Genomic DNA, 16,854 nt, shown 5'->3' on the forward strand with positions numbered 1-16,854 from the left:
AAATAGAGAAAGGTGAATTTGAGTTTCCTCAAATTCACCTTTCCCACTATTTGAAGCTAGTTATGTCCCAGCCTCTTATTTCTTTTTCGTTATTTCCTTTAAAGTTTGAAGAACAGCTTTAAAAGGTTGTTGTTGTCCGACAGAGAAAAAGTCTTTAAAGGGGTCTCCCACTGTCTTTAATCTTTCTAGAACAATAGGAATAGGGAATTGACTAGGATGTAACTTACTATTGACTTCGTGCCACTCGAGGGGTGTCGCAATTAACCCCTTTTCATTTCCTCGAGTCGAATAAGGGCTAATAATTGTTTTACCTTCTGCGTGCTGAATATAATCCAAATATAATTTATTTCCCCGATTTTTTTTCATACGTTCAATCGTAAACCAATTCGGGTTTTGTTGGACTAAAAATTTGCAAACAAATTCTGTGAAAATTCTTGTTTCATCAAAGGTAAAGGTATCCTTTGGCAATGGGATATAAATTTGCAATCCTTTTCCCCCGGAAGTTTTAACGAAGGACGTTAAATGAAATTTATCAAAAATAGCTTTCATTTGTTGGGCGGCTTCGATGGCTAATGAAAATTCATCAACAGAAGGGGGATCTAAGTCGAATACAATTTCCGTTGGACATGACGTATCGACTGTTTTAAACGGGATATGGAATTCGATAGCAAGTTGATTTCCTAACCATAATAATGTATTTAAACTATTACAAACGATATAGTGTATGTCCTCTTCTAATTTTGTCTCAATAAAGTCCGGTGCGTAGTCCGGTGCATTTTTTTGATAAAAACTTTCCCCTGGAACACCATGGGGGAAACGAATGGACGTTAATAAACGATTATTTAAAAAGGGTAAAATGTGGGGTGCTACCTGTTGAAGGTAAAAAATAAAATCATCTTTTACTAAATTAAGAGATGGGAAAACAGGTTTGTCCGGATGGGTAATTTCCACTTTTTCTGGTATTGGATTGAGTTGACGCAGCATGTTTCTCCAGTTTATTTCAGTTGGGTCTGCATCAAATCGAAAGGAATGAAAGCGCGGTTCCCGAAGCTTCCTACCATCGAAATCAATACATGCGATATTCACACATATAGAAGGGGGAAGTTGCCAAGTTGTTGATGTAATTTGATTTCCCTCCCCTTGAAAAAAGCGGGCTAAAGTTTGAAATTCCTCATCACTAAGTCCATGGCGAAAGGTTGTAATTTCTTCTAATTTTCCATTATGATAAACGGCCCCATTAAAAAATCCGTTCGTTTGATCAAATAAAGTTAAAATCACCGTTACAATGCGCCAATTCTTTTCCTTTAACCAATGGGATGAACGTTTCCCACTTTCCCAAACGCTCGTTTTCTTTTTGGCAATAAACCCTTCACCATTATATTGACGAATGTTTCCCCACAGTTCATCTTTATTGTCGTAAACGTCGATTAATTGAAGTGTTCCTTTTTCTTTATATGACGGTTTAGTTCCTAATGGTGACTTTTGAAATAATTTCGTTAACATCTTTTTTCTTTCCAATAGTGGTAACTGGGAAATATCTTTTCCTTCATATTGAAGTAAATCAAAGACGATAAAATTGCAAGGAAACCTTTCGCTCGCTTCGGAAATTGTTTTATATGTTCGAGTCTTCCCTCTAGATTGTACGGTTGAAAAATCACTTTTAAAATCGTTGACTAAATAAACGATTTCTCCGTCTAAAGTAAGCGGTAAATAAGGGGCAACTTGTTCTTTCATACGATTACAATAATGAATAATTTCAGGAAAATAAGTTGTTAATTCCTTTTCGTTGCGGCTCATTAAAATCGGGCCATTCGCATTCCACTCCAAAATACATCGAAAGCCATCATACTTTGTTTCATATTGCCATTCTTTACTGTCAGGGACAGTGTCAACGGCAGTTAATAGCATCGGTTTCATTTATAAAACCTCTTTTTCCTTTAGTTTTTGATTAAATGAATTGGTTATACATAGAAAACCAATGTTCTCAACATAATAAGCAAAAAAGTAGGTGAAAAAAATGCATACCGTTTGGAAAGGGAGTATTAGCTTTGGATTAGTAAATATCCCCGTAAAGCTTCATGCAGCAACTGAAAATAAAGATATTAAATTGCGCCAATTGCATAAGGAATGTCATAGTCCCATTAGTTATCAAAAGGTTTGTCCAGTTTGTGAGAAGGAAATAAAGAATGAAGAAATTGTAAAAGCCTATGAGTACTCGAAAAATAAATTTGTTGTGCTTGATGATGAGGAATTGGAAAAACTTCGGAAAGAAAATGAAGATAAATCAGTAGAAATTATTGAGTTTGTAAAGTTAGATGAAATTGATCCAATCTACTTTGAACGAAGCTATTTTATGGCACCTGACAGTGGTGGAGGAAAAGCTTATGCGTTATTAAGAAAGGCACTAAGTGATTCAGGGAAGATTGGAGTAGCGAAAATTACAATTCGTTCGAAGGAGCAACTGGCCATTGTTCGTGTTTATGGTGAAACATTATTAATGGAAACGATCCATTTTCCCGATGAAGTGCGTAGTGTAGCAGAAGTTCCGAACATACCAAGTGAAGATAAAATAGCTGATAAAGAACTGGATACAGCTTTGTTACTTATCGAGCAGCTAACAGCAAAGTTTGAGCCAGAGAAATATAACGATGATTACCGAACAGCGTTATTGGAATTAATTGAACAAAAGAAAAATGGCGAAGCTACCGTTGCAGCTGCTGAAAAAGAAACAGTCATTCCAGCTGATATGACTGATCTTATGTCGGCCCTTCAAGCATCCCTTGATAGAACAGCACCAACGAAAAAGAAAACAGTGACAAGAAAACGAAAAACAAAAGAGAAAAAAGAAGCGTAATGGAACGTAGGATAAGCAATGATCAATTGCTCCTCCTACGTTTTTAATTTTCAGAAACTTTCAAAAATGGTAATATAAATAAAAAAGAAGTGAGGGATATTACTTTGAAAAAAATTTTATTAACTGGTTTTGAACCATTCTTAGACTATAAAATAAATCCTACAATGGAAGTCGTTCAAAAATTAAATGGTCGTGTTATGAATGATTGGACAGTAGAAAGTTTTGTGTTGCCTGTTGATTTTCATGAATCTGAAAAACAAATTTTTGAAAAAATAAAAGAAGTTCAACCGGAAATTGTCGTTTCCCTCGGTTTAGCTGCAGGGAGATATAAAGTTACTCCAGAAAGAATTGCGATTAATATAAAGGACGGTGCGAAGGATAATCGAGGATTTGCCCCTCTAGATCAAGCGATTGATGTGAATGGTCCAGATGGTTATTTTTCCACTTTACCAATAAGAAAAATAACGAATCATTTGCAAGAATTGGGATTCCCAGCTGACATATCAAATAGTGCAGGAACTTACTTATGCAATAACATAATGTATTCCGTATTACATTATGTGCAAAATGAAAAGTTAAATTGTAAAGCTGGATTTATACATATTCCTGCCTCCCATGAATTAGCGATTCAACATGGGAACATCCCAGGTTGGTCTATAAGCGACTTAACAAAGGCAATTGAAGCAAGTTTAGACGTAATTACTCTTGAGGGGTAACCAATGATTCCTAAAATAATTATACAAGATAGGAAAGTTTGTTCTTTTCTATTTGGAGAAGAGATTAACGGAGAAACCTTTCAAATTGTTCGTGCCTTTGATCAATTTATAATAGAACGATATAAAAGAATTGTAATAGAATCGGTACCAAGCTATCACATGGTAACAGTTTTTTTTAACAAATCAATCGTCCATACAAAGGTATTACAAGAAATAATCGAAGCGTGGAATACCTATTCTATTCATCTCCAGTTTAAAGAGTCCAGGAAAGTAACAATCCCTGTATGTTATGAAACACCTTTTTCATTAGATTTGGCAAGGGTGGCTTTTGTCAATAACTTAACAATCGAAGAAGTCGTGGAGATGCATTGTGAATCGAACTATACTGTGTTTTTAATTGGATTCTTACCTGGCTTTCCCTATTTAGGGGGGCTACGGGAGGAAATATATTGCCCAAGATTAGACGTACCGAGACGATTTGTGGAAAAGGGGAGTGTCGGAATAGGTGGCAAACAAACAGGAATTTACCCAATCGATTCTCCAGGTGGTTGGAACATTATTGGAAAGACGCCTATTCCGCTGTTTGATTTAAATCGAACGCGTCCTTTTCTATTGCAGGCAGGAGACCGGTTATCCTTTAAGAGCATTACAATGGAGCAATTTCAAGAAATAGAGTACCAATTGAAAGAGGATTCAAATGCAGTTATAGAATCTTTTTTAGAAAGTTAGGATGGAGAAAAATGAAGCCATTATTGAAAGTTGTCCGTAAGGGGGTATTTAGTTCATTACAAGATAATGGACGTTTTGGCTATAGGCGATTCGGTATACCGACAGCAGGTCCAATGGATCGATTATCCTTTCAATTAGGCAACAAAATCGCAGAAAATACGAAGGGAAATGCAGCTTTAGAAATATTTTATGGTGGGATGACCTTTCAATCCGTTGCCACCCATGAGTATATATTGGTTGGTGCTAATATGAATGCAACCGTCAATGGTAGTGGAATTGAACCTTGGAAAACGTTTGTTTTAAAGGAAGGGGATCTTTTAAAACTAAAATTTAGTCCAGAGGGAGCGATTGCTTATTTAATTCCATTAGGTGGTTTTAAAGGAGAGGAAATGTTAAATAGCCAGTCTACCTATCTTAAAGCTGGTATCGGTTGTCCTGTGATGGAAGGCATCATTTTATATGGTGAGAACCTTCCTCCAAACAAATATCGTAAAGGTTTATATCCAAAATGGATTCCTTCCTTCTCAGATGCAAAAGAAGTAAGGGTTGTAGTGAGCCATCACATTCATTATTTCAAGGACCAAGATATAGAGCGCTTTTTTAGTTCAAACTATCAATTGTCTGCGGGCGACCGAATGGGCTATTGCTTAAAAGGTCTTCCGATACATACAAATAGAAAGGTAGATTTACTATCAGAACCGACGATGTTCGGAACAATCCAAGTACCGCCAAATGGACAACCAATCGTTTTAATGGCAGATGCACAAACGGTTGGTGGTTATCCAACTATTGGGAAAATTGTAGAAGAAGATTTGTGGAAAGTGGCGCAGCTTCGGATTGGAGATTGTATTTCATTTAGGAAGGAGACTTTCGATGGAAAAGCCATTTACGATTGATATCAATTGTGACTTAGGAGAAAGCTTTGGCATTTATAAAATAGGGAATGACGAAGAAATGATGAAGTATGTTTCCTCTGTTAATATAGCTTGTGGATTTCATGCTGGCGATCCATCGACAATGAGAAAAACGGTAAGCTTGGCATTACAAGCAGGAGTGGCGATTGGTGCTCATCCTGGATTTCCTGATCTACAAGGATTTGGTAGAAGGGAGATGAATATTTCTCCAGCAGAAATATATGATATTACTTTATATCAAATAAGTGCTTTAAAGGGATTTATAGAAGCGGAAGGAGGGTCTTTACATCATGTAAAACCCCATGGAGCTCTTTATAATTTAGCTGCAACTAACGGAGAAGTAGCGGAAGCGATTGCAAGGGCAATCTTTCATTTAGATAAACAGTTGATCTTATACGGCTTAGCCGGAAGCAGACTAATTAGTGAAGGAAAAAAGCTAGGATTACAAATAGCTAATGAAGGATTTGTAGACCGAACATATAATGTTAAGGGCCAGTTAACTCCACGGACGAATCCAAATGCAACGATTACTTCAGAGGAACTTGCACTTAAACAAGTAATGAAAATAGTGAAGGAACAGAAAGTAGTGGCAACAACTGGGGAAGAGGTGTCCGTTGAAGTGGATACCATATGTATTCATGGAGATGGAGAAAAGGCTGTACAATTTGCTAAAATGTTACAACGCCAACTAACGAACAATCAAATATTGATCGATTCCATAAAAAAAGATGGCTCTAACTAAGAGTCCATCTTTTTTTATTTATTCAAAATCTAATTTATAGTCATCATCTTGAATCATTTTTAGTTTCTTTTTAAATAAGTAGATGAAGAACAAGTTCAATATGAAAGGTAAAATGAGAAACATACTTAACATGATGGCGATGTTTGAAGCAGACCAACCACCATTGGCTAAGTTAATGTAGTTTAAAGGACCAACTAAACCGGATAAACCAAATCCGGCACTGTAAGGCGTCCCTTGCACATTTAGTATACCTGCTAATGCGCCAAGTATAGCGGCTGTAATAAGCATAGGAAAAGCAATAGTAGGTTTCATAAAGAAATTACGCATTTGAATCTTCGGTGAACCTAATACGTGGGCTAAAGCTGTGCCAAGGGAATTTGCTTTAAAGCTAGCAAAACATAAGCCCATACCGACTGCAACAATTCCTAAGTTAGCTGCCCCAGAGCCAATACCTGAAAGCATGATGACTGTTGCCACTCCGACTGTTGAAATAGGAGACAAAATAATAATTCCAAAGACGACAGCAATTAATGCTCCCATCACGACAGGCTGCAAATTCGTTAAATAAGCAACTCCTTCTCCAACTAGTCCTGCACCTGACCTTACATATGGCAAAATGCTATATCCGATCATCCCAGGAAACGTTACGGTTAACATAGGAACAAGAAGGATGGAGTATTCTTTCAGTCTTTCACCAATTAACTGAACAAATAGTACAGATAGTGCAGCTGTAAGTCCCGCATTAATGACGACTCCTATTCCGCTAATCGTGAATAACCCTTCTGCTGTTTTACTAACAACGCCACTTCCTACCATCGTAGCGATGCCAACACTAGCAGTTTGAATAGGCGTTAATTTAAACTGCATTCCTACTAATATACCAACTAAAATAGGTAGCATACTCATTACAATTACAGTAGCATCAAGCAAATGTTGGAGAGTAGGAACATACGGAATGATTAACTTTAGTATTTCTCCAAGTAGCGCATTGGGTATAAGGGCACAAACGATTGCAATACTGACTCCATTTAATAGTTTACTTATAAAATCCTTCATAGCAGTAGCCTCTTTCATGTAAATTGAATTTTTAAATAACTTTTCAATCATTATATATAGTCAGAAAACGAAGAGCAATAGAAAAAATTTAACGATTCAACGCGTTGAACTGTTAAAGCTTAGAGACACCTTAAACGAGAGAAATAAAAAAATTTATGAAAAACCCCTAACTTGGAAAATTTAAAGAAAAAGTATAGTTATAAATGATGTATAAAAGGATAAATTCCCTCAATCAGGGGAAAATAGGAGGGAAAAGGATACAATAAAAAGGAGTGAGCATATGAAATTATTAAAATCGATGTTGACTATCCTGTTACTTTTAGGTGTTTTATATGCATGTAACGATGGTGATCAGGATGAAATCATTACAGATACAGGGAAAGATACTGTGAATGATACAGCGAATAATAACGCTGATCAAAATAATGGAACGGATCAAAATGCAACAGATGATCAAAATGAGGGAGAGGAACATGTTGATACACCATACAACTTTACCCATTTTGATTTAGATGTAGAGTATGACAATGACATTTCCTACGATGTGGAATATGCCAATGATCAAAAGGGCATGTCAGCAGAGTTTGAAGATGAACGAAATAATGTTCACGCTGAAGGGGATGACGCTTATAACAAAATTGTGAAATATTTAGAGCTGCTAACGTTTAATGCAAACACAGAGGATGAAGAAGTATTAAGCCAAGTCATCACCGCCTTTGATTTAGATGAAAACTATACTTCCTTCGAACTGGAAGTGAAGTTCAATAACGGTGAAGTAAAGCGATATAATTTTACGAATCAATAATGGTATGCTGTATTGGGAGATGTACTCTTCTAATACAGCTTTTTTATTTGTTTCCATGTAGCCAAAATTATATATTAAAACTAACTATACATAAAAGGAGCATATTTAAATGAATGTTTTATTATTGTTTGGTGGAATTTTAGCATTTTTAGGTGTAGTACTTGGTGCGTTTGGTGCCCATGCATTGAAAGATAAATTTGCAGAACCGCGATACGAGGAAGTATGGAATACAGGTGTCCAATATCAAATGTATCACGCCCTAGGATTAATTTTAATCGGGATTTTATCAATGGATTCCTTACTAGGCGCATCCAACTTATTATCCTGGGCAGGTTATTTGATGTTCACTGGAGTTATTTTCTTCTCAGGTAGTTTATATGTGTTAGCTGTAACAGGAGTGAAAAGATTAGGAGCAATTACACCACTTGGTGGATTGTTATTTTTAGCAGCATGGGTTTTATTTATTCTAGAGGTTATTTCATAAATAAAGGAACATGAAAAAGACCGGCTTGATTAAGTCGGTCTTTAGCCTTCTATATCATTTTTCCTTCGTAAATACTAAACACTTATAACACAATTAATTTAGAAATATTACTTCATCATCAACATTTACCATACCATTTCGTTCAACTTTTGCCCAAACACCAAACATTGCCGAATGATTATTTACTAAGGTTTTCAAAATACGAGCATCTTGTTTTAATTCTTCTTGAGAATTGTTTACCATGACACACCTTTGAAGGGGAGCAACAATTTTCAAGGTAACACTTTCTCCGACTTGAATTAGCCGATCCACCCATTCATCTTCAAAGTACCCTGTTGTTTCTGTTTCAATTAACAAGTTTGCTCGAAAGCGACGAGGGTCAACTGTTTCCCCTAAATCCTTACTTAACATGTTTAACGAAGAGGTTGTGATGATACTAATTGGTCCTTCATCAAAATGTGAAATTGACTCTTCTTTTGATAAGTTTACTTGAAACCCTAACAACTCACTTAATGCTTCATGCACCTTTTTTTGGTCACCTCGATATACAGTCCCATCGGGCATTGTTAAAATGGGAATTTCCCCCTCATATCTAGCTTTATAGCGAAATAAATCGTCCATTTTTTGAAAACGTCGGGTAGTCTTACCACTACCAAATTTTCCACTCTCATTTCTAATTGCCCATAAACGGTCACCAAGGATGCCTCGACTATCAACTAAGGCGGAAGATAAAGACTCACCTAAAATGGATTTTACAGGAAACCTATTGATTTCTTTAACTCTCCCTAAATGTTCAATTTTTTGTTTCAAAGTTGATCCCCCTGTATTGAATGTTAATACAAATTAACTCTCTTCGAATTTGAATTTATTAAATTATTTCTTTTTCTTCTTCAACTATTGTAGCCGTTCATTGAAAAACCTTTTCTCAAAAATGGACAACGATTAATTTCTGATTATCTTTCATGAACTTTTTCGCCTTGTACCCATACTTGTTGAATGTTTTCCGGGCGTGCTAAGTACATTATTTTTTGGAAGATATCCTCTAAGTCATTATTGAAAATCGGAAGCTTTGCTGATGGGAGCGTCGTGTTAATTATTTGCACATCCCAAGCGTAATTTTCTTCAATGCGCCCAACTGGTAAGCTTAACGCTTCACCACCACCAGCAGTAGCGAAATAAAATGCCTCACTAGTTGTAATACGTGAAGAAGAAACTCCCCGTTTGTCGGCGGATATCGTTGTATCGACTCCTTCTTCTAACATTCTAGCTGCAATTACCGCCTGTCTTACATTATCAAAGAGACTAGGGGAGAAGCCACCGGAGATGTCTGTACCTAAGCCAATCTCAATGCCTAAATCATGCAAATGACGGGCTGGTAAAACCCCATTTGAGAAGAACACATTGGAAATGGGACAGTGGGCAACGGCGGTACCTGTAGAGGCAAATAGTTTAGCATCTTTATCGGCTAAAAAGTTACAATGGGCCATTACAGCTTTTTCTTGTAACAAACCGAAATCATTTAAGGCGAAGGCATCGTGTTTATGGAATCGTTCAATCGCATACCCATGTTGCCAGTCGCTTTCACTACAATGGGATTGGATATGGGTATTATATTTAGCTGCCAATACCCCTAATCCTTTTAATGCCTCGTCCGTACAACTTGGAATAAAACGGGGAGTTACGACAGGATAAACCCCTTGCTTTGTTTGTTCGTTTAGCTCTTGGACGGCAATGATAAACTCTTCCGTTTCTTTTAACGCGATTTCCGTACTTTCATCTCGATAATATTCAGGACATTGATCCGGATTATCCATGACGACTTTTCCAACAAGTCCTCTTTGCCCTAATCTTGCGCAAATTTGAGCTAACAACAAACTGGACTCCTTATGTATTGATGCAAAATATAGGGCAGTAGTAGTTCCATTTGCTAGCAATGTTTGTACTAAGTCTTCATAAACCGATTGGGCAAAGTTTATATCCGAAAATTTCGATTCAATAGGAAAAGTATACGTATTTAACCAGTCATAAAGAGGAAGATCGAGGGCTGTTCCAGCTTGAGCCCATTGTGGGGCGTGGACATGTAAATCAATAAACCCAGGTAATATATATTCCCCGTCTAATAAACGGTGAAAATTGTCTTTCCCTTCATATTCCCTAAGTAAAGTAACGTACTGCTCTTCTTCGGGAGAGACCGTTTTAACAATCATTCCTTTTTCATTAATGCAAAATAAATAGTCTTTTAAAATGCCTACTTCTTCAAAGGTTTTACTTGTAAACGCCGTTCCTTGAAATACATGTGCATAATTCCCCATTCAATATTCCTCCTCTAAACCCAATTTTTTGAAATATTTTATTGATATTATAAGGATAATGGGAATTGAAGTCTATTAGAAATTAGTCAACATATGGATAACTATTGTCAGCGGCTATATATAGGAGAATATAATTTAGAAAATTACTTAAATGTGTATTCGTAACAAAGTGTATGAATTAGGGTATTATTTATAGTAAGAAATTATTATAAGGACGTGTCATCATTGTTGAAAGAAATTTATGCGGATTTACATATTCATATCGGCAGAACGGAAAGTGGACGGGCAGTAAAAATAACAGGAAGCAGAAATTTAACGTTACAGAACATTTTACAAACGGCTACTTCCCGAAAAGGATTGGACTTAATCGGTATTATTGATTGTCATTCACCAGAAGTAATTGAAGAAATAGAACTATTGATTAGAGAAGGAAAAGCAACCGAGCTGTTAAATGGGGGAATTCGATACGAAAAGACAACGCTAATACCAGGAGCTGAAATTGAAATTTACGATGAAAATTGTCACGGACCAATCCATGTATTAGCTTATTTTCCAACAATCGAAAAGATGAAAGTTTTTTCCCGATGGTTAAGTAGTCAATTAAAAAACATCCATTTAAGCTCCCAACGGGTTTATTGCAGTGGGCGTACGTTACAGCAGAAAGTTCATGAATTAGGGGGATTATTTATACCAGCCCATGTGTTCACTCCCTTTAAAAGTCTTTATGGTAAAGGAGTAAAAAAGAGTTTAACAGAGGTGTTCGATCCCCGATTAATTGATGGCATTGAATTAGGATTAAGCTCGGACACTTATATGGTAAAAGGAATGAGTGAACTTGCCCCCTATACTTTTGTGACAAATTCGGATGCCCATTCTTTAGGAAAGATTGCCCGTGAATATCAAAAAATGCGAGTTGCTGATGCCAATTTTGAAGAATTAAAATTAGTCCTTCATCAACAAGAGGGCAGGACTATTATAGAAAACTTCGGTTTAAACCCGTTATTAGGGAAATATCATGAAACTGTATGTGCCAATTGTGGTGAACAAATAATAGAGGAGACAGAAGGAAGATGTCCTTATTGCGGGAAGGAACAGTTCATAAAAGGGGTATCAAAACGGATAAAAGAATTAACAGATGCGCCGTCATTGCAAATAGAAAGACCTCCCTATACCCATCAAGTCCCTTTAGATTTTATTCCTGGAATTGGGCCGAAAACGATCGAAAAAATGTTAAATGCTTTTGGAACAGAAATGAATATTTTACACAAAGTAACGGTGGAAGATTTAGCGAAGGTCATTCCTGAAAAATTAGCCTATACCATTGATCTTGCTCGGAAAGGAAAAATAGGTATAACGGTCGGTGGTGGAGGGGTTTACGGAAAAATCGAATCAAATTAATGGGAAATAAAAAACAAGCTACTTGTTTAAGACGGGGAATCTTAAACGTAGCTTGTTTTAAAGGGATGTATGTCACTTGGACATATATTTTATAGCAAATTGGGGAATTTGTGGTTTTGGGATTACCTTTACCACAAAAATTTGCTAGGGGATACGTTATTAATATAGACAACTTTTCTCCATTTCATATCATGAAACTGGATTTTTTTTATCGCTCCATTCAAGTCCTTCGAAGAAACGATATACTTCTTCAAATACAAGTTCTTTTTCTTTATCAAGGGTTAAAATATGCCCTGAATTGATAAAACTTTTAACGGACTTAATGCGAGATTTTACAGAGTTATATATTAAGTCAGCACTTTGACAATAATAATCGTCATCACGAAGTCCACGTAAAATGTGAACCGGAGTTTGAATTTCTGGAAGTTTAGCACTTGTTTCATTAATCATACCTTGTAAATATTCTAAAGAAGGCATGCGGAATTTTTTTGCCAACTCTTGAGGTTGATCCGCTTGTTCATCATATGTGCCGGCTAATTTTTTATATTTAATCGTATAGTCGATAATTCGTTCTTGTAAACTATCTACACTTTTTGCTAAAGCAGGAGCTGACATTGTAACGATTGCTTTTGTAGGACGTTCTTCACCTAATTTTAAAGAGAAGATGCCACCAAGGGATACACCGGCTACGGCGATTTCTTCATAGCCTCGTTTTTTTAACTCGTCATACCCTTCTAATGCACTGTTCCACCATTCGATTGGATTTGTTTGGATCAGTGTATTTGGGTCACCACCATGTCCTTTATATAATGGTGCATGTACAGTATAGTTACGGTCGGATAAATATCTTCCTAATCGTTTTACGTCGTTTGTGTTTCCTGTAAAACCATGAAGTAAAAGAACGGCTCGATTACCTTTCTCAATCGTAAATGGTTTTGGAGGAATGATTTTCATTTTAATAGACTCCTTTAATATTTAGTTGTGACAAACATGAGAATTTTTTAGGCAAAGTGTTGTTTTTTTATTTAAAATTTGATATGCAAACTTGATGTTTAACATTATTATAGTGTTAACAATACATAAGTACAATTTATTGTTTTTATCATAATCATTCCAAATAGTTATCAATTAAAGAGAGGGATACGAAATGGAAATTCAGCAGCTCGAATATTTTAAAACAGTAGCAGAAATGCAACATATGACCCATGCGGCAGAAAAGTTAAATATATCACAACCTGCATTAAGTAAATCCATCTCAAATATTGAACAAGAAATTGGGGTACCTCTATTTGATCGGCAAGGCCGTTCAATCAATTTGAACCGTTACGGCAAGCTGTTTTTAAATAGTGTAGATATCATTTTAGAGGAGTTTGAAAAAGCAAAGGAAGAAATCGGTGGGTTAGTGATGCCCGGGTTTGGTGAAGTAGCCTTTGGATTTATTCATACCCTTGGAATGGAAGTTGTACCAGAATTAATGGCCCACGTTCCAGAAAGATATCCAAATATGAAATTTACCTTAACACAAGCTGCCTCCTATAATTTGTTAAAGTGGTTGGAGGAAGGTCAAATTGATTTATGCTTATCCCAACGGATTACTTCGAAAACGATTGAAATTGATTGGATTGAGCTATGGAGTGAGGAACTATTTGTAATTGTTCCGAAAAATCATCGCTTTGCCAACAGAGAGTCCATTAAGCTTGAAGAAATTAAAGACGAACCTTTTATTTCGATTAAACGGGGGAACGCTTTAAGACTTATTGTTGATAAATTTTTTAAAGAAGCCGGCATTACAACGAATATTACCTTTGCAGCTGAAGAAATGCATACCGTTGCCGGGTTCGTTGGAGCTGGTTTAGGGGTTTCGTTAATTCCGAATGTGAAGGGGTTAAATGATTATAATGTTTGTAAAATCCGTGTTAGTGAGCCGATCTGCGAAAGGAAAATAGGCGTTTCGTGGGCAGCTAATCGGTATTTGTCACCTGCAGCAAATCAATTTAAAAATTATTTAGTGGAATATTTTAAGGAAAAGTAATGGGTAACTTATATTAAATATAGTTAAAGGTGTAGATTATGTTGGTTCATAATTATGAGACGTTCGAAAAATTATTGAAGGATCATTCCCATTTATTCCATAGAGATGAAATCGAAGCTGCTTTGAAATTTTATGTCCTTGCTTTAAGTGGGGATGTTCATGCGATGTTAGAGATTGCTACCGTTTATCGTCATATGGAACACTACAGTGATTCAGTGCATTGGTTAACAGAAGCAGATCACTTGGGACATTTACAAGCGGCGTATGAGCTGGGGAATAGTTATTTTGAAGGATTAGGCGTGGAAGAAGATTATAAGATGGCATTCGAATACTATAAAAAAGCAGCTGAAAAAGGGCACGCAGATGCAGCCAATAATTTAGCTGATATGTATTTAAACGGTGAAGGGGTTTCCATGAACGAAAAAGAAGCTTTACACTGGTTTACGTTCGCTGCATCCAAGGAAGTGGTGGAGGCAATGTATACCCTTGGCATTATGTATGAGCAAGGGATTGGTGTAAAAGTAGATAAGGAAACCGCCTTTCAATATTATTTTAAATCTGCTGAAGGCGGCTATGAGGAAGCTCAATATCGGGTAGGTTCCGTATTTTTAGATGGGTTGCTCGGTCAAGAACGGAATGTACCTGAAGCTTTACACTGGTTTGAACGGGCTGCTAAATCCCACCATATTGATTCCATTTATAATCTTGGCTTTTTATATGAAAATGGATTGGGTGTACTGAGGAATGGTAAAAAGGCACTTTATTATTACAAAAGGGCGGCGCTGCTTGGGGATTATCAAGCGAAATTAAATATCGCAACGATTTATGAATTAGGTTTGGATGTTCCAAAGGATAAAAAAGAAGCGAGTAAATGGCGAAAAGCTGCAATGCATCAAATGGATACTTCGGAGTAAAAAGAATGAGGAAAAGGGATTTCTTATTTTGAACAGTCTTTGTTTGTTAGATATTCATCTAATAGATAAGGGTACTTCAATTGAAAGAAATCTCTTTTTATATAGCAGACAATTTGTTCGACTTCCTTTGATGTGCTAAATTTGTAAAGGAAACTAAAACGTATGTAAAGTTAGACAACCAATATAAATTTTTGAACGATTAGGGAGTTGGCATTATGAAAACAGTTGTTGTTGTTGGGGGAGGAATAACTGGGTTATGTACGATGCATTATTTAATCCGCCAAGCTAAAGAAGGAGAGAAGGTACGTTATATTTTAGCAGAGAAAAATCCCTATTTAGGTGGCAAGATGCATAGCGTAGAGGAAAAAGGATTCATTATGGAAACTGGGGCAGATTCTATTGTAGCGCGACATCCTGGAGTACTTGAACTTATTTCTGATTTAGATTTTGAATCCGAATTAGTATATAACGAGACGGGTATTTCTTATATCCATACAAATAATGAATTACATGCTATTCCTGCAGGGTCTACCTTTGGAATTCCGATGAGTGTTGAATCGTTACAGGCAAGTACGTTAATTTCCGAAGAAGGAAAAAAACGCGTGTTAAAAGATAGTGAAATTCCGAATACAAAATTCACTAAGGAAAGCTCCATTGGGGAGTTTTTAGAATACTTTTTAGGGAAAGAAATTGTCGAGAAGCAAATTGCCCCTGTACTTGCTGGAGTCTACTCGGGAGATTTATATCAATTATCCCTTGCTTCCACATTGCCCTACTTAGTGGATTATAAAAATGAGTACGGCAGTATTATGAAAGGGTTTGAAGCCCATAAAGAACAATTTGAAAAAGCGGCGAATAAAAAATTTATTTCCTTTAAAAATGGATTGTCCGCTCTCATCAATCGGTTAGAGGAAATGCTTCCACAAGTGGAATTTTATAAAAATACTGAAACGACAAGTGTATTGAAAAACGATAACGGATATGAAGTGGCATTTTCAAATGGTGAGATAATTCAAGCGGATGTCGTTGTATTAGCCGTACCGAATACAGTTGTAAAAAATGTGTTAAATGATCAAGAACTTGATGGACAACTAGAGAAGTTTACAAATGGTTCAGCTATTACAATGTATTTAGGATTTGATATTCCAGATTCAGTTCTCCCTGCAGATGGCACTGGATTTATCGTATCCCATAATAGTGATTTAGTTTGTAATGCTTCTACTTGGACGAGCCGTAAATGGAAGCATACATCGAAAAACGGTAATTTGCTTGTTCGACTTTTCTATAAAAATAATAATCCGAGATATGAAGAGTTAGCTTCTATGTCAGAAGAAGAGCTAACAAAAGTTGCATTAGAAGATGTCAGACTAAGCTTAAATATTGAAGAGCAACCAGTTGTGGTGAATATTAAAAAGTGGATTAATCAAATGCCGAAATATGATATTGCCCATAACGAAGCATTGCAAGTGGTTGTCGATCAAATAAATCAAAAATATCCAAATCTCTTTATTGCGGGATGCTCCTATTTCGGTGTAGGAATTGGTGCGTGTATTGAAAATGGTAAAAATACAGCGAAAAAAGTGTTAGAAGTTTTATAATCATTGAATGGTTAAAAACGTATTGACGAAAACCTTTTTTCAAGATATTATACAATCTAATATTAAAAATTTTTAAATAATTTCTTATCAAGAGAAGCAGAGGGACTGGCCCAATGAAGCTTCAGCAACCAACTTTCAAGTAAGGTGCTAAATCCAGCAGGCGAAAAGCCGGAAGATAAGGAGGAAAATCATTGGATTATTAGCCTTCTTTTCATAAAGAAGGCTTTTTATTAATTCTTTTAAAACCACGTGCTCTGCACGTGTGAAAATATACTTTTAGAGTGGTAATGGAGATGGAAT

Annotated in this window: 16 protein-coding genes and 1 riboswitch; of the genes, 11 read left to right on the plus strand and 5 right to left on the minus strand. The window is 36.2% G+C overall.

Annotation, left to right across the window (positions count from 1 at the left end; translation table 11 throughout):
• Positions 1-75: 75 nt before the first annotated feature.
• A complete protein-coding gene (locus ACH0B5_RS16180) occupies positions 76-1,917 on the minus strand; it encodes a DNA ligase D (RefSeq protein ID WP_341362776.1) in 1,842 nt (613 codons plus the stop codon).
• Positions 1,918-2,017: 100 nt separating this feature from the next.
• On the opposite strand from ACH0B5_RS16180, the gene ku reads away from it, so the two are divergent.
• The 5 genes from ku to ACH0B5_RS16205 all read left to right on the plus strand — a co-directional run bounded on the left by ku (position 2,018) and on the right by ACH0B5_RS16205 (position 5,955).
• Entirely contained in the window at positions 2,018-2,854 is an 837-nt protein-coding gene (gene ku / locus ACH0B5_RS16185; protein WP_122972224.1) for a non-homologous end joining protein Ku, read from the plus strand.
• 104 nt (positions 2,855-2,958) lie between these two features.
• Positions 2,959-3,570: a pyroglutamyl-peptidase I gene (locus ACH0B5_RS16190; RefSeq protein WP_341362775.1), complete on the plus strand. Its 612-nt coding sequence runs from the start codon at positions 2,959-2,961 to the stop codon at positions 3,568-3,570.
• A 3-nt stretch (positions 3,571-3,573) separates the two neighbouring features.
• Complete coding sequence (pxpB, locus tag ACH0B5_RS16195; RefSeq protein WP_122972226.1) at positions 3,574-4,299, plus strand: 5-oxoprolinase subunit PxpB; 726 nt, start codon at positions 3,574-3,576, stop codon at positions 4,297-4,299.
• Between the two features lie 11 nt (positions 4,300-4,310).
• On the plus strand, positions 4,311-5,195 hold the full coding sequence (locus ACH0B5_RS16200; RefSeq protein ID WP_122972227.1) for a 5-oxoprolinase subunit C family protein: 885 nt from the start codon (positions 4,311-4,313) through the stop codon (positions 5,193-5,195).
• Positions 5,173-5,955 carry a 5-oxoprolinase subunit PxpA gene (locus tag ACH0B5_RS16205; protein ID WP_122972228.1) on the plus strand — a complete coding sequence of 261 codons (783 nt, stop codon included), beginning with the start codon at positions 5,173-5,175 and terminating at the stop codon, positions 5,953-5,955. Before ACH0B5_RS16200 ends, ACH0B5_RS16205 begins: the two co-directional genes overlap by 23 nt.
• An 18-nt stretch (positions 5,956-5,973) precedes the next feature.
• Here the strand turns inward: ACH0B5_RS16205 and ACH0B5_RS16210 are convergent, their stop codons facing one another.
• Positions 5,974-7,011, minus strand: coding sequence for a PTS sugar transporter subunit IIC (locus ACH0B5_RS16210; protein ID WP_122972229.1), 1,038 nt, complete (start codon positions 7,009-7,011; stop codon positions 5,974-5,976).
• Positions 7,012-7,291: 280 nt separating this feature from the next.
• On the opposite strand from ACH0B5_RS16210, the gene ACH0B5_RS16215 reads away from it, so the two are divergent.
• Positions 7,292-7,816, plus strand: a complete 525-nt coding sequence (locus tag ACH0B5_RS16215) for a YusW family protein (protein ID WP_122972230.1) — start codon at positions 7,292-7,294, stop codon at positions 7,814-7,816.
• A 109-nt stretch (positions 7,817-7,925) separates the two neighbouring features.
• Positions 7,926-8,300 (plus strand): DUF423 domain-containing protein, encoded by a 375-nt coding sequence (locus tag ACH0B5_RS16220; RefSeq protein ID WP_406928131.1) that lies wholly within the window; start codon positions 7,926-7,928, stop codon positions 8,298-8,300.
• A gap of 93 nt (positions 8,301-8,393) precedes the next feature.
• Here ACH0B5_RS16220 and ACH0B5_RS16225 read toward each other — a convergent pair whose 3' ends face one another.
• Together ACH0B5_RS16225 and guaD are read right to left on the minus strand one after the other, a co-directional pair.
• Entirely contained in the window at positions 8,394-9,110 is a 717-nt protein-coding gene (locus ACH0B5_RS16225; RefSeq protein ID WP_122972232.1) for an MOSC domain-containing protein, read from the minus strand.
• A 143-nt stretch (positions 9,111-9,253) separates the two neighbouring features.
• Complete coding sequence (gene guaD / locus ACH0B5_RS16230; protein WP_122972233.1) at positions 9,254-10,612, minus strand: guanine deaminase; 1,359 nt, start codon at positions 10,610-10,612, stop codon at positions 9,254-9,256.
• Positions 10,613-10,840: 228 nt separating this feature from the next.
• On the opposite strand from guaD, the gene ACH0B5_RS16235 reads away from it, so the two are divergent.
• A complete protein-coding gene (locus tag ACH0B5_RS16235) occupies positions 10,841-12,010 on the plus strand; it encodes an endonuclease Q family protein (RefSeq protein ID WP_406928133.1) in 1,170 nt (389 codons plus the stop codon).
• 189 nt (positions 12,011-12,199) lie between these two features.
• On the opposite strand, the gene ACH0B5_RS16240 is transcribed toward ACH0B5_RS16235, so the two are convergent.
• The gene (locus ACH0B5_RS16240; protein ID WP_122972234.1) at positions 12,200-12,964 is read right to left on the minus strand and encodes an alpha/beta hydrolase; all 765 of its coding nucleotides are present in this window, start codon (positions 12,962-12,964) and stop codon (positions 12,200-12,202) included.
• 193 nt (positions 12,965-13,157) lie between these two features.
• Here ACH0B5_RS16240 and ACH0B5_RS16245 point away from each other — a divergent pair, with 193 nt between their 5' ends.
• From ACH0B5_RS16245 to hemG, 3 genes are all read left to right on the plus strand, one after another.
• Entirely contained in the window at positions 13,158-14,042 is an 885-nt protein-coding gene (locus ACH0B5_RS16245; protein ID WP_122972235.1) for a LysR family transcriptional regulator, read from the plus strand.
• Between the two features lie 38 nt (positions 14,043-14,080).
• Positions 14,081-14,956, plus strand: coding sequence for a tetratricopeptide repeat protein (locus tag ACH0B5_RS16250; protein WP_122972236.1), 876 nt, complete (start codon positions 14,081-14,083; stop codon positions 14,954-14,956).
• Positions 14,957-15,171: 215 nt separating this feature from the next.
• Positions 15,172-16,554 carry a protoporphyrinogen oxidase gene (hemG, locus tag ACH0B5_RS16255; protein ID WP_406928132.1) on the plus strand — a complete coding sequence of 461 codons (1,383 nt, stop codon included), beginning with the start codon at positions 15,172-15,174 and terminating at the stop codon, positions 16,552-16,554.
• 81 nt (positions 16,555-16,635) lie between these two features.
• Positions 16,636-16,736, plus strand: a riboswitch (SAM riboswitch).
• The last annotated feature ends 118 nt before the right edge of the window (positions 16,737-16,854 follow it).

It is taken from the genome of Ureibacillus sp. 179-F W5.1 NHS, assembly GCF_045369345.1.
Taxonomy (GTDB): domain Bacteria; phylum Bacillota; class Bacilli; order Bacillales_A; family Planococcaceae; genus Ureibacillus; species Ureibacillus halotolerans.